Here is a 15213-nt window from a genome sequence, read left to right on the forward strand (position 1 = left end):
ACCGGCGAAGGGAGTACGGGATGCGGGCCATCTGGAAGGGAGCCGTGTCGTTCGGCCTGGTCTCGATCGGGGTGAAGCTGTACTCCGCGACCGAGGAGAAGGACATCCGGTTCCACCAGGTGCATCGGGAGGACGGCGGACGGATCCGGTACAAGCGCACCTGTCAGGTCTGCGGCGAGGAGGTCAGCTACGACGACATCGCCAAGGGCTACGACATCGGCGGCGGGGAGATGGTCATCCTCACCGACTCCGACTTCGCCGACCTGCCGTTGACCACCTCGCACGCGATCGACGTGCTGGAGTTCGTACCGGCCGAGCAGGTCGACCCGATCCTCTACAACAAGGCGTACTTCCTGGAGCCGGAGGGCACCGCGACCAAGCCGTACCTGCTGCTGCGCGACGCCCTGACCGACTCGGAGCGGGTGGCGATCGTCAAGGTGGCGCTGCGTCAGCGGGAGCAGTTGGCCACCCTGCGGGTCCGCGACGGCGTGCTGCTGCTGAACACGATGCTCTGGCCGGACGAGATCCGTAAGCCGGACTTCGGCTTCCTCGACGAGGACCTGAAGATCCGCCCGCCGGAGCTGGCCATGGCCACCTCTTTGATCGACTCGATGGCCGGTGACTTCCATCCGGACGAGTTCACCGACGACTATCGCGCGGCGTTGCAGGAGGTCATCGACGCCAAGGTGGAGGGCCGTGAGGTGGTGCAGCCGGAGGAGGCCGAGGAGGCTCCGGCCGCCGCCGTCGACCTGATGGCCGCGCTCAAGGCGTCGGTCGAGCGGGCCCGCGCGGCCCGGGGCGAGGCGCCGGCCGGTGGTGGCGCCGGCGAGCCGACCCCGATCACCTCGGCGCGTTCCGCCCAGCAGAAGAAGGCGGCGGCCAAGGCCCCGGCGAAGAAGGCGGCCACCAGGAAGGCCGCCCCGAAGAAGGCCGAGGCCGCCAAGAAGACCGAGGGTACGAAGAAGGCCGCGCCCAAGGCGGCGGAGAAGAAGGCCGCCAAGAAGGCCGCTCCGAAGAAGGCTGCCCGCAAGACCGCGTGACCCGCCTCCGGCCGTGATCTGTGCGGCCCGCAACCCCCACATGAGTCCCAACGGCCCTCTGCGGTCCCACTGGTCACGATCGACCGTCGGAACTGCGCCGGCCACCAGGTACCGTGTGTCGGCGACGGCGTCCGTGGCCGGACGCATCCACCTCTGCGCAGGGAGTCGAGGACGTGAGCGAGCACGCGGGCGGGCAGGAAAGCAAGGCACGGCGGCGCTTGGCCGAACAGTTGGCCGAACAGAAGGCAGCCGAGGCCAAACGCCGCAAGCAGGCCTGGGCCGGTGCGTTCGCGGCGGTAGCCGTGGTCGCGGTGCTGATCACCGTGTTCGTGATGATCGGTCAGCGCGGTGACGACGCACCCGACCAGGTCGCCGGTGAGCCGTCGGCCACGCCGACGCAGGGTGCGCCGCAGGACGCGCCGCCCGCCCCGCAGCTGCCGGAGGGGGCCGACCCGGCGCTGGGGACCAAGCCGGAGGTCAAGGCCGGCGAGGGCGAGCTGACCAAGCTCACCGTGACTCCGCTGATCGAGGGCACCGGCCCGAAGGTCGAGGCGGGTCAGCAGATCACCACCAACTACATCGGGGTGTTCTACGAGAACGGCGAGGAGTTCGACTCCTCGTGGAGCCGCGGTGAGCCGGCCACCTTCCCGATCGGCGTCGGACAGGTCATCGAGGGCTGGGACCGGGGCCTGGTCGGGGTGACCGTGGGCAGCCGGGTGCAGCTGGACATCCCGGCCGAGCAGGCGTACGGCGACGGTGGCGGTGGACGTCCGGGCGGCCCGCTGCGCTTCGTGGTCGACGTCCTCGCCGCCCAGTAGGGGTTGCCGGTGACGGCGTGGGACGACCCGGCACAGGTTGCCCGGTTGATGTGGACCTGTTTCGAGCCGGTGCACGCCGTCACCTATTTCCACCCGCGCGCCCGGGCCGCGTACGAGGCGGTCGGGCTGCGCGGGTACTGGCGTGGCTATTTCGCGGGCCGGGCCGCGCCGCTGGGGGCGGTCGGTCCGGCGCCGGTGGTCGCCGCCTTCTACACCTTCGCTCCGCACATGGTTGCCCGTGCCCTGCCGTCGATCTGGCAGTTGGCCGACCCGGAGCAGGCGCTGCGGGCCCGGCTGACCGGTGCGGTGCAGGCGCTCGCCGAGCTGACGTACGAGCTGCCCGAGCGGCACCTGGCGGAGACCGCAGAGCTGCTCGAAGCCGCCGCCGAGGGGGTCGGTACGGCCCCCGGTCGGGTGCTCGGCGCGGCCAACGCCGCCCTGCCGCGCGGCGACTATCCGCTGGCCCGCCTCTGGCAGGCGGCGACGACGCTCCGTGAGCATCGCGGCGACGGGCATGTGGCCGCGCTGGTCGCCGCCGACCTCGACCCGATCGAGACGCTGGCCTGGCGGGTGGCGAACGGAATGCCGGCCCAGTCCCTGCAGGGCCGAGGCTGGTCCGACCACGAGTGGGCACAGGCCCAATCCCGCCTGACCACCCGCCACTGGCTAACCCCCGCTCCCGACCAACCCCCCACCACCCCGCCTTCTGCCACCCCCACCCCCGAGGGCCAAGCAGCCTTCCAGTCCATCGAATCCGCCACCGACACCGCCGCCGCCCGCCCCTGGCATCCCCTCACCCCCAGAACCCTCACCCGCCTGCACACCCTCCTCCTCCCCATAGCCCACGCCGCCCACCAGGTGATCCCCTCCACCAACCCCATCGGCCTCCCCACCCCCCAGCAGCGCTGATCAAGAGGTTTCGGTCGAGACGTGGCGCTCCCGCCGACCAGAACCTCTTGATCAACTTGGGTCTGCGGGTGGGTGGGGGAGGATGGGGAGGTGATGGTGGGAGCGGTGGTTTTCGACCTTGATGGTGTGATCGTGGATTCGGAGCCGGTGTGGGAGGAGGTGCGACGGGCGTACGTGGCGGCGCACGGGGGGACGTGGCAGGGCGACACGCAGCGGCGGTTGATGGGGATGAGCACCGGGGAGTGGGCCCGGTACCTCAGCGGGGAACTGGGCGTACGCCGGAGCGCCGAGCAGGTCGCCGCCGAGGTGGTCGAGGAGATGGCCCAGCGGTACGCGCAGCGCGTACCGGTGATCGACGGGGCCGACCAGGTGGTACGCCGGCTGGCCGCGCGGTGGCCGCTGGGGTTGGCGAGTTCGTCCCCGACCCGGCTGATCGCGGCGGCGCTGGCCGCCACCGACCTGACCGACGAGTTCCAGGCCACGTTGTCGACCGAGCAGACCGAGCGCGGCAAGCCGGCCCCGGACGTCTACCTGACGGTCGCCCGGCAACTCGGGGTGGACCCGACGCGGTGCGTGGCGGTGGAGGACTCCTCCAACGGGGTGCGGTCGGCCGCCGCCGCGGGAATGACTGTGGTGGCGGTGCCACACGGTTCGTACCCGCTGGATCCGGACGCGCAACAGCTGGCGGCGACGGTGCTGGGTTCGATCGACGAGCTGACCCCGCAGGTGGTGGACCGGCTGGCCTGAACGGCCACCGCCCGACCCCCGGCCCGCCTACGGTCGGTGACAGGACGCCCGCCAGCGGGCCGGGCGGGAGGGGACGGCGATGAAGGCCATCGTGTACGAGCGCACCGGCGATCCCTCGGTGCTGCAACTGGTCGACCGGCCGTTGCCGGAGCCCGGTGCGGGCGAGGTGCTGGTGCGGATCATGTTCTCCGGGGTGAACCCGACGGACTGGAAGGCCCGCCGGCAGTTCCCGCTGCCGGCCGGTTGGCAGACGCCCGGTCAGGACGGCGCCGGGATCATCGAGGCGGTCGGCGAGGGCGTCGCCCAGGATCTGATCGGCGAGCGGGTGTGGATCTGGGAGGCCGCCTGGCAGCGGCCCTGGGGCACCGCCGCCGAGTACACCGTGGTCCCGGTCCGCCAGGTGGTACGCCTCGGCGACGGCTCCTTCGAGCTGGGAGCCAGCCTGGGCATCCCGTTCCTGACCGCACACCGCTGCCTGACGGCCGGGGAGTACCTGCCGGACGGCCTGCGCCCCGGCGCGCTGAGCGACCACGCGGTGCTGGTCCAGGGCGGTGCGGGCGCGGTCGGCAACGCGGCGATCCAACTGGCGGCCTGGGCGGACGCCTGCGTCATCGCCACCGTGAGCAGCGCCGAGAAGGCGCAGTTGGCGGCGGCGGCCGGCGCCTCCTTCGTGATCAACTATCGGGAGCAGGACGTGGTGGCCGAGGTCCGCAAGGTCGCGCCCGACGGGGTGCACGGGATCGTCGAGGTCGCCGCCGCCCGTAACGCCGCCACCGACGTCCAACTGCTGCATCCGGGCGGGGTGGTCTGTGTCTACGCCGACGACGGCGGCGACGAGGTGACCCTGCCGATCAGGCCGCTGATGGCACCGAACGCGCGCTGGCAGTTCGTGCTTGTCTACACGCTGCCGAAGGCGGCGAAGGCGCAGGCGGTGATGGACGTCGCGGCGGCTGCCGCGCAGGGCGGCATCCGGGTGGGCGAGGAGGCGGGGCTGCCGCTGCACCGCTATCCCCTGTCGGCGGCCGCCGCCGCGCATCAGGCGGTGGAGGACGCGGTCGTGGGCAAGGTGTTGATCAGCGCCGCCGACTAGCGCCGGGCGCGTTCTGGGCGGATTTCCCCATCAGCAGGACAGATGCGAACAACTCTCGCAATACTGTCGTTGCGGGTAACCCCCGCAAAAACGGGCGGCCCCGGCGCGGTGCGAACGCCGGGGCCGCCCTCCGGGAGTAGAGGTCTACGCGAGCCCGCTATCCCTAACGGCGATGATGCGCCGAGAAGTGTTACGGCGGTGCCAGTTCCCGCACATCGCCCCTACGAGTGGGTAACAAGCCGGTCTCCCGGACACCCCCGGCATCCCTGCGTACATTCGGCCGAGTGAGCATTTCCTGGGCTGATTCGTACGTCGGACAGCTGCGCGCTCTCGCCGGCGACCGGACCCTGATGTTCGTGGGCGCCCGTGCCGTGGTTCGCGACAGCTCGGCGCGGGTCCTGCTGATCCGCCGGTCGGACAACGGGCAGTGGGCGCTGCCGGCCGGGGCGATGGAACTGGGCGAGTCGATCGCCGACTGCGCCGTACGGGAGGTCCGCGAGGAGACCGGCCTACGCGCCCTGCGGGTCAGCGCCTTCGCCCTCTACACCGGCGCGGACCGCACCCACACCAACATGTACGGCCACACGTACCAGGTCTTCACCACGGCCTTCCGGGTCGAGGAGTGGGACGGCCAGCTCGCCCGGATCACCGACGAGACCACCGACGCGGGTTTCTTTCACCGCAGGGCGATGCCGCATCCGCTCTCCGGCAGCGTCGCGGAGACCCTCGCCGACCTGGACGTCTTCGAGCAGACCAACCGCCTGATCCTCAAGTGACACACGCCGCCCGGGACCGGATGCGGTAACCGGTCAGAGCATCGTCTGGGACTTCGCCTCCATGTCGGCGGCGGCCTCCGATTTGGACCCCTTGTCGAGCGGCTTGCCACCCGGTGCCGGACCTTCCCCACCGAGCCCGTCCGTCCCGCCGGTGGCGCCCTGCGGGCCGGCACCCCGCAGCTGCTCGTTGGGCAGCGCCAGGGTGACCAGCAGCGCCACGATCGCGATCAGCCCGGTGGTCAGGAACACCAGGTGCAGCGACTCGACGAACGCCGCCTGGACGGCCGCCCGCACCGGGGCGGGTAGCGCCAGGATGGCCGCCGGATCGTTGATCGAGACGCCCGCGCCGCCGGTGGCCCCGGCCGCGGCCTGCTCCTCGGGCGTCAACTGGGCGATCGCGCCGGGCAGCCGGTCGGCCAACTCGGCAGTGAGTCGCCAGGAGAGCACCGCGCCGAGGATGGCCACCCCGAAGGAGCCACCGAGCGACCGGAAGAACGTCGCCGAGGAGGTGCCCGCGCCCAGGTCCCGCATGGAGACGGCGTTCTGCACGGCCAGGACCAGCGACTGCATGCAGAGCCCCAGCCCCACGCCGATCACCACCATGAAGCCGAACGCCACCCAGAGCGAGGTCTCCACCCGCAGCCGGGTGAACAGCAGCATCCCGACCAGCAGCAACGCCGCACCGGCCACCGGGAACCACTTGTACCGCCCGAGCCGGCTCATGGCCCGGCCGGTGAGCACCGACGTGACGATGACACCCGCCATCATCGGCAGCATCAGCAGACCGCTGCGGGTCGGCGAGGCGCCCTTGACGATCTGAAGGTACAGCGGGATGAAGATGATCGACCCGAACATCACCAGGCCGATGACGAACCCGGCACCGTTGGCCAGGGCGAAGGTGGCGCTGCGGAACAACCGCAACGGCAGGATCGGCTCGGCGACCCGGGCCTCCTGGAGCACGAAGAGCAGCCCCAGCACCGCCCCGGCGACGAACAACCCGATGATCAGTGCGGAACCCCACGGGTAGGTCTCGCCACCCCAGCTCAGCGCGAGCAGCAGGCAGCTCACCCCGGCGACCAGCAGCATCGCGCCCAGCCAGTCGATCGCGTGGTTGCGCCGGGTGAACGGCACCAGCCGCAGCACCCGGGAACAGACCAGGATGGCGAGGATCGCCAGCGGCACGTTGACGTAGAAGATCCAACGCCAGTTCGTCTCCGCGAAATAGCCACCGACCAGCGGACCGGCCACCGAGGAGATGCCGAAGACGGCGCCGAAGACACCCTGGTACCGGCCGCGCTCGCGGGGCGAGACCACGTCCGAGATGATGGTGAAGGCCAGCGTGATCAGGCCACCCGCGCCGATGCCCTGCACCCCGCGGGTGACGATCAACTGGGTCATGTCCTGGGACAGCCCGGCCAGCAGCGAGCCGAGCAGGAAGGTCCCGATGGAGAAGAGGAACACCGGCCGGCGGCCGTACAGGTCGGCCATCTTGCCGTACAGCGGCGTCGACGCCGTCGAGGCGAGCAGGTACGCGGTCACCACCCACGAGTAGTGGCTGATGCCGCCCAGCTCACCGACGATTGTCGGCAGGGCGGTCCCGACGATCGTCTGATCGAGTGCGGCGAGCAGCATGCCGGTCATCAGGCCGAACATCAGCAGGCGAAGCTGCCCCTTCTTCAGTACCGGCTCGGAACGGCCCTCCGTGGTCATTACGCCTGCTTTCCCCGGTCACCGAAAACATGCCGCACGTCTCGAACGCGATGGCGGACCCGACGCATGCACGCCGAAGCGGTGACAGCCCGGACGGACCACCACCGCTTCGGCGTCGGCTGTCGGCTCAGTGCCGGCCCTCGGCGAACTCCTCGACGATCTTGGCGCAGAACGCAACGCGCGCCCGTGGTGGGGCACGCCGCATCCGCTCCTGGTCCGCGCGGCAGGTTTGACCCCGTCGGGCGGGGGGATCCGCCGGCATGGCACGAGCAGCAGCGGAACAGCTCCGGCTCGCAGAGGTCGTGCAGAGCTGGCTCGGACGCCCCGTCCTGGTACTCGGCGACGCCATGCTCGACGAGTGGCGGTTCGCCGACTCGGACCGGCTGTGCCGGGAAGCCCCGGCCCCCGTCCTCACCCTGCGCCGCCGGATCTCCGCAGCGGGTGGGGCGGCCAACACGGCAGTCAACATCGCCGCGCTGGGCGGCCGGTCGGTGCTGGTGGCACCCGTCGGCGCGGACGTGGCCGGCGATGAACTGCACGACTGCCTGGATCGGGCCGGCGTCTGGGACCGTACGGTCAGCCAGCCGGGCCGGCACACCCCGGTCAAGCGCCGGATGCTCGCCGGTGACCAGATCCTGCTGCGGGAGGACTCCGGCGACCCCGACGACCCGCTCAGCGAGGACGGGGTGGACCGGCTGCTCACCGCCCTGGACTGCGCCACCCGGGAGTTGCAGGCCGCGGCCGACGGCGTGGCGCCGACCCTGGTGATCTGCGACTACGGTCTGGGCGCACTGCCGGCCCGGGTCCGCGCCTGGCTGGTCGCCCAACGGGACCGGTACGCCACAGTCGCCCTCGACGCGCACGACCTCGCCGACTGGCGCGGCCTCGCCCCGACCGTGGTGACCCCGAGCTTCGCGGAGGCCACCCGCCTGCTCGCCCGTGCCGGGCGCGGCGGCGGTGAACTGCAACTGGAGCATCCCGAGGTCGACGCGGGCGACGGCCCGTCCGAGCTGACCGTCGGTGCCGCGCCGGGCGGGGCGGGGCAGCGTACCGGCGGGCCGACCGGGGAGCCGACGCCGGGCGAGGACCGGGTGGCGATGACCCATGACGGGCTCAGCGTCACCGGCACCGGGGTGACCGTGAACGCCGACGCGGGGGCCGGTGTGGACCGGGCGGTGCTGGCCGAGTCCCGGCTGGCCGAGCTGCGGGCACACACCGGCGCGGACGTGGTCGCGGTGACGCTGGACACCGACGGGGCGGTGGTCGGCGGCGCGGACGGGCAGCCCAGTCGCAGCCACAGCACGCCCGTACCGGCCAGTCACGCGGTCGGTGCCGGGGACGCGTACCTGGCGGCCATGACGCTCGCGCTGGCCGCCGACGCCCCGCTGTCCACCGCGGCCCACCTGGCGCAGCTCGCCGCCACCAGCACCGTCACCGGCACCGGCACCTGCGTGTGCCGCCGCGAGGATCTGCTGACCGCGCTCGGGCAGCCGGTGCTGGGCGGAAACGACCGGCAGGTGCTGGTCGGCACCGAAGGGCTGGACACCCTCGTCGCCGAGCATCGTCGCGCCGGCCGGTCGGTGGTCTTCACCAACGGCTGCTTCGACGTGCTGCACCGGGGCCACGTGCGGTATCTGGAGCAGGCGCGGGCGCTCGGTGACCTGCTGGTGGTGGCGGTCAACTCCGACGGCAGCGTCCGGCGGCTGAAGGGGCCCGACCGCCCGGTCAACCCGGTCGAGGACCGGACCGCGCTGCTCGCCGCGTTGTCCTGCGTGGACCACGTGGTGGTCTTCGAGGAGGACTCGCCGACCGCGCTGATCGAGGCGATCCGGCCGGACGTCTACGTCAAGGGTGGCGACTATCCGCCCGAGATGGTGCCGGAGGCGCCGCTGGTGCAGCGGCTCGGCGGGCAGGTACGCACCCTCGGCTACGTACCGGACCGGTCCACCTCCGCGATCATCGAGCGAATCCGGGCGTACGGTCAGGAAGGCTCGCCGGAGGTGGTGGCCGGCGGCCCACCGGCGCGGCCCGACCCCGACGTTGATCAGGTCCTCGACGCCGACCGGGCACTCGGGGTGACGCTGCCCGACCGGGCGGACGACATGACCGGGTCGACCGCGCCGCCGATGACCGGTCAGGCACCGTGAACCGACCGCTCGACACCGGTACGCACGCCGACTTCCGCGCCGAACGGCTGCTGGACGTGCTGATCCCGACCCGCGACCGGCCCGCCGAACTGGCCGTCACCCTCTCCGGGCTCGCCGCCCAGGAGGGGGTGCCGGGGTTCGGTGTAGTGGTCAGCGACCAGTCCGACCACGAGCCCGGGTACGCCCACCCGGCGGCGGCCACTATGGTCCGGGCGCTGCGCCACCGGGGGCACCCGGTGCTGCTGACCCGCCGGCTGCCCCGCCGTGGCCTGGCCGAACACCGTGCTTCGCTGCTCGCCGCCTCCGCCGCCCGGTACGTGCTCTGCCTCGACGACGACGTCTGGCTGGAACCGGGCACGTTGCGCCGACTGGTGACCGCGATCGAGGAGCTGGGCTGCGGGTTCGTCGGGAACGCGGTGCATGGACTGTCCTATCTGCACGACGTACGGCCGCAGACCCACCGGCACTACCAGGAGTGGCGCGGCCGACCGGTGCCCGAGCGCATCGGGCCGGACACCCCCGAGTGGGACCGGGCGCAGATCCACTCGGCGGCGAACCTGCTGCACGTGACCGAGGCGCTGGCGCTGCCTGAGGGCAGTTGGCGGGCGTACCGGATCTCCTGGATCGGCGGCTGCGTGCTGTACGACCGGGCGAAGCTCGTCGACTCCGGCGGTTTCGATTTCTGGCGTCGGGTGCCGCCGCGCCACCAGGGCGAGGACGTCGCCGCCCAACTCGCCGTGCTGGCGCGCCACGGCGGCGCCGGCGTCCTGCCCAGCGGCGCCTACCACCTGGAGTCACCGACCACGGTGACCGACCGGGACGTGGAGGCGTGGGAGGTCGTCCTCGCCGACGACCTTGGTTGTTAACAAGGGACCCCTGCTCTACCGCAGACGTTAAGAAGGTGCCCTTCCTTACCGGAACAGCAGCTCGCGGGCGGCTTCCAGCACCTCGGCCACGGGCACGTCGATGACGAACGAGTCCCGGTGCGGGCACTCACCGTCGCCCGGGCGATGCGGGTAGATGCCCGGGGTGCAGTCCACCCCGCAGACCGGGCAGTGCACCGTCCACGAGGTGATCGGCCGGTGCCGGGCACGCAGCGGGGTGGCCGTGGTGATCAGGTTCCCGACCCAGAAGATGCCGACCGTCGGGGTGCCCACGGCGGCGGCCAGGTGCAGCGGGCCGGTGTCGTTGGAGACCACCAGCTCGCAGTCGGCGTAGCAGCCGGCCAATCCACCCAGGCTCAGCGTGCCGACCTGCGGCCGGACCGGCACCCGGGCCGCCGCGACCACCTGGTCGACCACGTCCTGCTCGGCGGGGGTGCCGGTGACCAGCACCTCGTACCCGTCCGCGTGCAGCGTCCGGGCCACCTCGGCGAACCGCTCGGCGGGCCAGCGGCGGCGGGTGTCGGTGGCCCCCGGATGCAACACCACCCGGGGCCGTTCCGCCGCGCCGAGCACGGACCGGGCCTCGGCCCGGTCCGCTTCGGTGACCGTCAACGTCGGGGTGATCGTGGTCGCCGGGGCACCGACAAGCGCCACCGCCTCCAGGTAGCGGATCACCTCGGGCTGGTAGTAGACGTAGCGAAGCCAGCGGTCCAGCGGAGGGGCGTCCTCGGCCCGCAGACCGGCGCTGACCCGGGCACCGAGCGCGGCCACCAGCGGGTTGGAGTTGGCGCCGCCACCGTGCAGTTGCAGCGCCAGGTCGAAACGCTCGGTGCGGGCGGCGGCCAGGAAGTCGACCATGCTGGCCTCGGCCTCACCGGGGCCCGCCGTGCGGATGCCCGGCGCGGGCGGCACCACAAGCACCCGATCCACCGGGCCGGGGCGGTCGCGCCACAGCTGCGCGTGCCACGGCGCACCGAGCAACACGATCTCCGCCTGCGGGTACGCCGACCGCAGCGCGTCCAGCGCCGGCAGGACGAAGATGAAGTCGCCGAGCGCGTTGGCGCGCAGCACGGCGATCCGGGTCACGTCCGGTACCAGCCCGGCGGCCGACGTGACCAGGGCCGGGGCGCTCATCCTCGGCTACCGGTCGGCTTCGCCGGAGGCGACGTCCGGATGGTGCAGTTCCCGGTCGGCGGCCGGGTCGATGCCGCTCGACGTGCCGCTGTACGGCCCGCCCCGGCCGATGGTGATGGTGCGGGGCGTGGGGCGGTTCGGTCGCGGCAACCGCACCCGGAGCAGGCCGTGATCCATCACCGCGTCGATCGCATCCGGGTCCACCCGTGCCGGCAACTGCACCCGGTAGTCGAAGCCCCGGGTCTCGAAGCCACCGGAGATCCCGTGGTCGGCGTTGACCTCGGCCTCGGTCCGGGCGCGTACGCACAGCTCCCGGTCGTCCACCTCCACCGCGACCTCCTCGGGCGCGACACCGGGCAGCCGGACGATCACCTCCCAGCCGTCGGCGGTCTCCCCCAGCTCCACCTCGGGCGGGCCCGGCCGACCACCGACCAACCGCCTCAGCTCGGTACGCAGGGACTGCAACTCGCCCAGCGGGTCCCAGCCCTGCTGGCCTGCACGCCAACCACGCCCTGGTCCGGTCATCGCTGATCTCCCCTTCACTGGCTGCCAGATGTACGCAGGGAACTCGGCGCGTCCAGGTGGGCGTCGCGGTCGACGCCGACGCCGAGCCGGTCGACCAGTTCCCCGCCGAGCCAGGCGCTGACACTGAGGATGCCGAGCGCCACCACCTCGATGGCGATCAGTGCGCCACCGGCGGCCCGTGAGTCGGCGTTGAGGCGTACCACCCAGACCGCGGCAAAGAGCAGGATCACCGCCACGTTGGCGGCGGCGTGGGTGAGCGCCACTCGCTTCGCCCGCGTACCGACCGGGATGGCCAGCAGGTCGAACAGTCCCGCCGCCGCGGCCAGCAGGCCACCGATCAGCCCGACGGTGATGTTCCAGTACGCCACCTCGCCGAGGAAGTCCGGCCCACCGACGGTGTCGATGATGTCGAACAGCACCGCCGTGATGAGCAGCGCCGCCGGGAACATCACCAGCATGGGATGGACGGGGTGACCCAGCACCTTGAGTCGACTCTCCATCTCCGTCCTCCACTGCTTTCACTCGTCGGCGTACCGTCGCCGCATCCGTGGGCGGTACCCCGGTCACCATGGGACAAACCTGACGACAGGCACGATGCACCGACCGTGGCAGCCGCCGACATGGTCAACGTCCCCGGTAGCGCACAGTGACGGTGCCGGCGATTGTCAGGGTGCCGGGGCGTGTTCCGGTCGGGCGGGCGACGCCGGCCGGACGGCCGGCCCGTCCGACCACCGTCGCGCGAGCAGCGCGACGAGTGCCGCGGTGAGCAGGGCGAACAGCCCGGCGGCGAGATAGGCCACCAGGTGACCTCGCGCGTTCGCGTCCGGCGTACCGGGTGCCGGTCCGGCGCCGATCGAGACCCCGGCCAGCAGCACGGCGATGCCCACCGCGGTGCCGATCTGCGCGGCGGCGTTCAGGATGCCGCCGAACAGGCCGGCGTTGTCGTCGGCCGTGGTGCTGGTGCCGTGTGCGGTCGACGCGACCGACGCCACGCCCAGACCGGCCCCGGAGACGAACAGACTGACCACGAACAGCACCAGCGACCGCCGGTCGACCGCGATCGCGCTCACCGACATCGCGCCCGCGACCACCACCAGCCCGGCCACCATCGCCGGCACCCGCCTCATCCGGCGGACCACCCCGGATGCGCCGGCCGAGCCGGCGGCGACCGCCGCGCTGAAGACCAGGAACACCGCGCCGCTCACCGCGGCGGACAGGTCGAGCACCTGCTGCAGGAAGAGGGTGCCCACCACGCTGGCGCCGCTGGTGGTGAAGGTCAGCACCAACGCCACCAGGGCACCCAGCACCAGCGACGGCACCGTCCACACCCAGGGCGGCACCAGCGGATCGGCCACCGACCGTTGCACGGCGAGGAACGCGGCCGTGCAGACCGCCGACAGCAACAGCGGCAGCCAGGCGCTCCAGTTGCCGAAGCCGTACTCGCCGGCTCGGGTGAACCCGAGGATCAGCATCACTGCCGCGCCGGTCACCAGGATCGCGCCGAGGACATCCGGGCGGGCGGTCGTGCCCCGTCCCGCCTCGATCACCCGACGTGCCAGGATCACCACCGCGACACCGACCGGCACCAGCGCGACGAAGAGCCACCGCCAGCCCACCGCCTGGGTGACAAGCCCACTGAGCACGAACCCGCCGGCACCACCCAACGCGCCGCACAGCGTCCACACGCCGAGCGCGCGGGTGCGGCGCGGGCCGGCGGGGAAGGCGGCCAGCAGCACCGCCAACGCCGCCGGCACCGCCACCGCCGCGCCGATCCCCTGCACCGCCCGGCCTACCAGCAGCGTCACGCCGTGCTGCGCGAGCGCGCACACCACCGACGCCGCGGTCACCACCAGCGTGCCGGCCAGGAACACCCGCCGCCGCCCGAACGTGTCGACCACCCGCCCACCGACGATGAGCAGACCACCGAAGAACAACGGGTACGCCCCGGCGATCCAGGACAGCGTCGCCGGATCCACCCCGAGGTCACGCCGCACGGTCGGCAGCGCCACCACCAGCACGGTCACGCCGAGCACGTCCACGAACTGCACGCTGCACACCAGCGCGAGCACCAGCGCTGCCCGGTTGCCACCAGCGACGTTCACCTGCCCGCCCTCCCGGATCAGTGGCGGTGCTCGGCCCGCCGGTACGGCAACCCGTTGCGGAGCACATGGGTGGCGGCGACGAGACGCATCGACGCCCATACGGTCCCCGGTGATGATGTCCAGGTTCGTACCGTCCGAAACGCGCCGCAGGGCGCTGCCACTGGCCGGGCCGGGTTTAGCGGCCGTCCGCGAGCCGGGTCCAACTCGGCCGGTCCCCGTCCGTCCGAGCAGGCAGACCTCAGTGACCGATGGGGACCTGCACGTCGCGGGTCCACTCGTACATGCGGTTGTCGCGGTGGAACTCGATCAGGCCGACGTGATCGAGGATCACCGTGACCGCTGGCGCGTCCACCTCGGTCACCGCGTCGACGATCGGCCCTGCGGCTTGCGTCGAGTTCGAATAGGCAACGCTCACATGCGGTCGGAACGCCCCAGCCTGCTCGGGTGCCAACTCGACATGGTCCTGCCCGAGGACTTCTGCGATGGCGGCCCTGACCTGGTGACGCACGCAGGCGATGGGCTCAGCTGGCGTCGCTGGCAGGTATATGGCTTCCCGGCGCACCACAGGTCGGTGAAACGTGACGATCGGTGCCGGCACGCGGGCAAGCCGATGCCGAATGGCATGCTCCAGATCAGCGACCTGGTCGTCAGTCAGCACGTCCAGGAAGCCGAAGCCTTGCATGGTCAGGTGCAACCAGGGTGTCGGGATGAGGTCGAGGCCGGAAAACGGTCGCAATGCTTGCTGGTAGAGCTGCACCAGCTGCACCAGTTCGGTCTGCGGACTGATGGTGAAGTGGCAGGCGTGGAAGTGGCGGCCAACTCGCCACCCCGGCCGCCACCACCAGTGGTCCTGCATGGTGTCGGCGTGCTCGACCAGGTCGGACATTCTGCTCCCCGGATGGCTGTCGGCGTCTTCGGCTGCTGGGCATTTCCCTCATGAGCCGGTGGTCAGCGGTTCATGAAGCCCGGGTAGGAATCAACTACCCCGTTGGTCCTCCGCAGCAGAAGGTGACCGTTCTCGACCCAGATGGTTTCGCCGGGTTGAACCAGGATCGGTTTATCCAGGACGAAATAGTGCCATCGATCGACAAGGGTGAGACGGTCAGCCTGCTCACGGTGGACCGGTCGCGGTTTCCTGGCTGCACCCACGGCAACAGCATCGGCTCGATTCCGCCAAGCTACAAGTCCGGCCCCGCCTGGGCTCTCCCGGCTGGCCCATCCACCTTTGCCACAGGCCGAACGAGCCGCCGCTGATTACGCTCCTGGCGTGCCTCGTATCGAGCTGATCACGGTGGTCCCCGCCAGCCCGGCCTCCGTGTTCGCGGCCTGTC

General features: G+C 71.8%; 15 protein-coding genes. 9 read left to right on the plus strand and 6 right to left on the minus strand.

Translation table 11 applies throughout. The features are described 5' to 3' along the window. Positions 1-20: 20 nt before the first annotated feature. The 6 genes from ku (at position 21) to JMF97_RS11055 (ending at position 5380) form a co-directional block, all read left to right on the plus strand. Positions 21-1040 carry a non-homologous end joining protein Ku gene (gene ku, locus JMF97_RS11030; RefSeq protein ID WP_203221520.1) on the plus strand — a complete coding sequence of 340 codons (1020 nt, stop codon included), beginning with the start codon at positions 21-23 and terminating at the stop codon, positions 1038-1040. Positions 1041-1213: 173 nt separating this feature from the next. Then, positions 1214-1858, plus strand: coding sequence for an FKBP-type peptidyl-prolyl cis-trans isomerase (locus tag JMF97_RS11035; protein ID WP_203221521.1), 645 nt, complete (start codon positions 1214-1216; stop codon positions 1856-1858). Positions 1859-1906: 48 nt separating this feature from the next. Next, positions 1907-2767, plus strand: coding sequence for an SCO6745 family protein (locus tag JMF97_RS11040; protein WP_203221952.1), 861 nt, complete (start codon positions 1907-1909; stop codon positions 2765-2767). Between the two features lie 93 nt (positions 2768-2860). Further along, the gene (locus JMF97_RS11045; RefSeq protein WP_203221953.1) at positions 2861-3514 is read left to right on the plus strand and encodes an HAD family hydrolase; all 654 of its coding nucleotides are present in this window, start codon (positions 2861-2863) and stop codon (positions 3512-3514) included. Positions 3515-3593: 79 nt separating this feature from the next. Further along, complete coding sequence (locus JMF97_RS11050; protein ID WP_203221522.1) at positions 3594-4604, plus strand: NADPH:quinone reductase; 1011 nt, start codon at positions 3594-3596, stop codon at positions 4602-4604. Positions 4605-4888: 284 nt separating this feature from the next. Further along, positions 4889-5380, plus strand: a complete 492-nt coding sequence (locus JMF97_RS11055; protein ID WP_203221523.1) for an NUDIX domain-containing protein — start codon at positions 4889-4891, stop codon at positions 5378-5380. A 33-nt stretch (positions 5381-5413) separates the two neighbouring features. On the opposite strand, the gene JMF97_RS11060 is transcribed toward JMF97_RS11055, so the two are convergent. After that, positions 5414-7090: an MDR family MFS transporter gene (locus tag JMF97_RS11060; RefSeq protein WP_203221524.1), complete on the minus strand. Its 1677-nt coding sequence runs from the start codon at positions 7088-7090 to the stop codon at positions 5414-5416. Between the two features lie 260 nt (positions 7091-7350). Here JMF97_RS11060 and rfaE2 point away from each other — a divergent pair, with 260 nt between their 5' ends. Together rfaE2 and JMF97_RS11070 are read left to right on the plus strand one after the other, a co-directional pair. After that, the gene (rfaE2, locus tag JMF97_RS11065) at positions 7351-9237 is read left to right on the plus strand and encodes a D-glycero-beta-D-manno-heptose 1-phosphate adenylyltransferase (RefSeq protein WP_203221525.1); all 1887 of its coding nucleotides are present in this window, start codon (positions 7351-7353) and stop codon (positions 9235-9237) included. Then, the gene (locus JMF97_RS11070; protein WP_203221526.1) at positions 9234-10103 is read left to right on the plus strand and encodes a glycosyltransferase family 2 protein; all 870 of its coding nucleotides are present in this window, start codon (positions 9234-9236) and stop codon (positions 10101-10103) included. Before rfaE2 ends, JMF97_RS11070 begins: the two co-directional genes overlap by 4 nt. A 45-nt stretch (positions 10104-10148) precedes the next feature. On the opposite strand, the gene JMF97_RS11075 is transcribed toward JMF97_RS11070, so the two are convergent. The 5 genes from JMF97_RS11075 to JMF97_RS11095 all read right to left on the minus strand — a co-directional run bounded on the left by JMF97_RS11075 (position 10149) and on the right by JMF97_RS11095 (position 14768). Continuing rightward, on the minus strand, positions 10149-11255 hold the full coding sequence (locus JMF97_RS11075) for a glycosyltransferase family 9 protein (RefSeq protein ID WP_203221527.1): 1107 nt from the start codon (positions 11253-11255) through the stop codon (positions 10149-10151). A 6-nt stretch (positions 11256-11261) separates the two neighbouring features. Further along, positions 11262-11780: an Hsp20/alpha crystallin family protein gene (locus tag JMF97_RS11080; protein ID WP_203221528.1), complete on the minus strand. Its 519-nt coding sequence runs from the start codon at positions 11778-11780 to the stop codon at positions 11262-11264. 14 nt (positions 11781-11794) lie between these two features. Further along, positions 11795-12280 (minus strand): DUF2231 domain-containing protein, encoded by a 486-nt coding sequence (locus JMF97_RS11085; RefSeq protein ID WP_203221529.1) that lies wholly within the window; start codon positions 12278-12280, stop codon positions 11795-11797. Positions 12281-12445: 165 nt separating this feature from the next. Beyond that, on the minus strand, positions 12446-13882 hold the full coding sequence (locus tag JMF97_RS11090; protein ID WP_203221530.1) for an MFS transporter: 1437 nt from the start codon (positions 13880-13882) through the stop codon (positions 12446-12448). 238 nt (positions 13883-14120) lie between these two features. After that, complete coding sequence (locus JMF97_RS11095) at positions 14121-14768, minus strand: 2'-5' RNA ligase family protein (RefSeq protein ID WP_203221531.1); 648 nt, start codon at positions 14766-14768, stop codon at positions 14121-14123. A 122-nt stretch (positions 14769-14890) separates the two neighbouring features. On the opposite strand from JMF97_RS11095, the gene JMF97_RS11100 reads away from it, so the two are divergent. Next, positions 14891-15136 carry a hypothetical protein gene (locus JMF97_RS11100; protein ID WP_203221532.1) on the plus strand — a complete coding sequence of 82 codons (246 nt, stop codon included), beginning with the start codon at positions 14891-14893 and terminating at the stop codon, positions 15134-15136. Positions 15137-15213: the final 77 nt, after the last annotated feature.

It is taken from the genome of Micromonospora fiedleri (assembly GCF_016774385.1).
GTDB lineage: Bacteria > Actinomycetota > Actinomycetes > Mycobacteriales > Micromonosporaceae > Micromonospora > Micromonospora gifhornensis.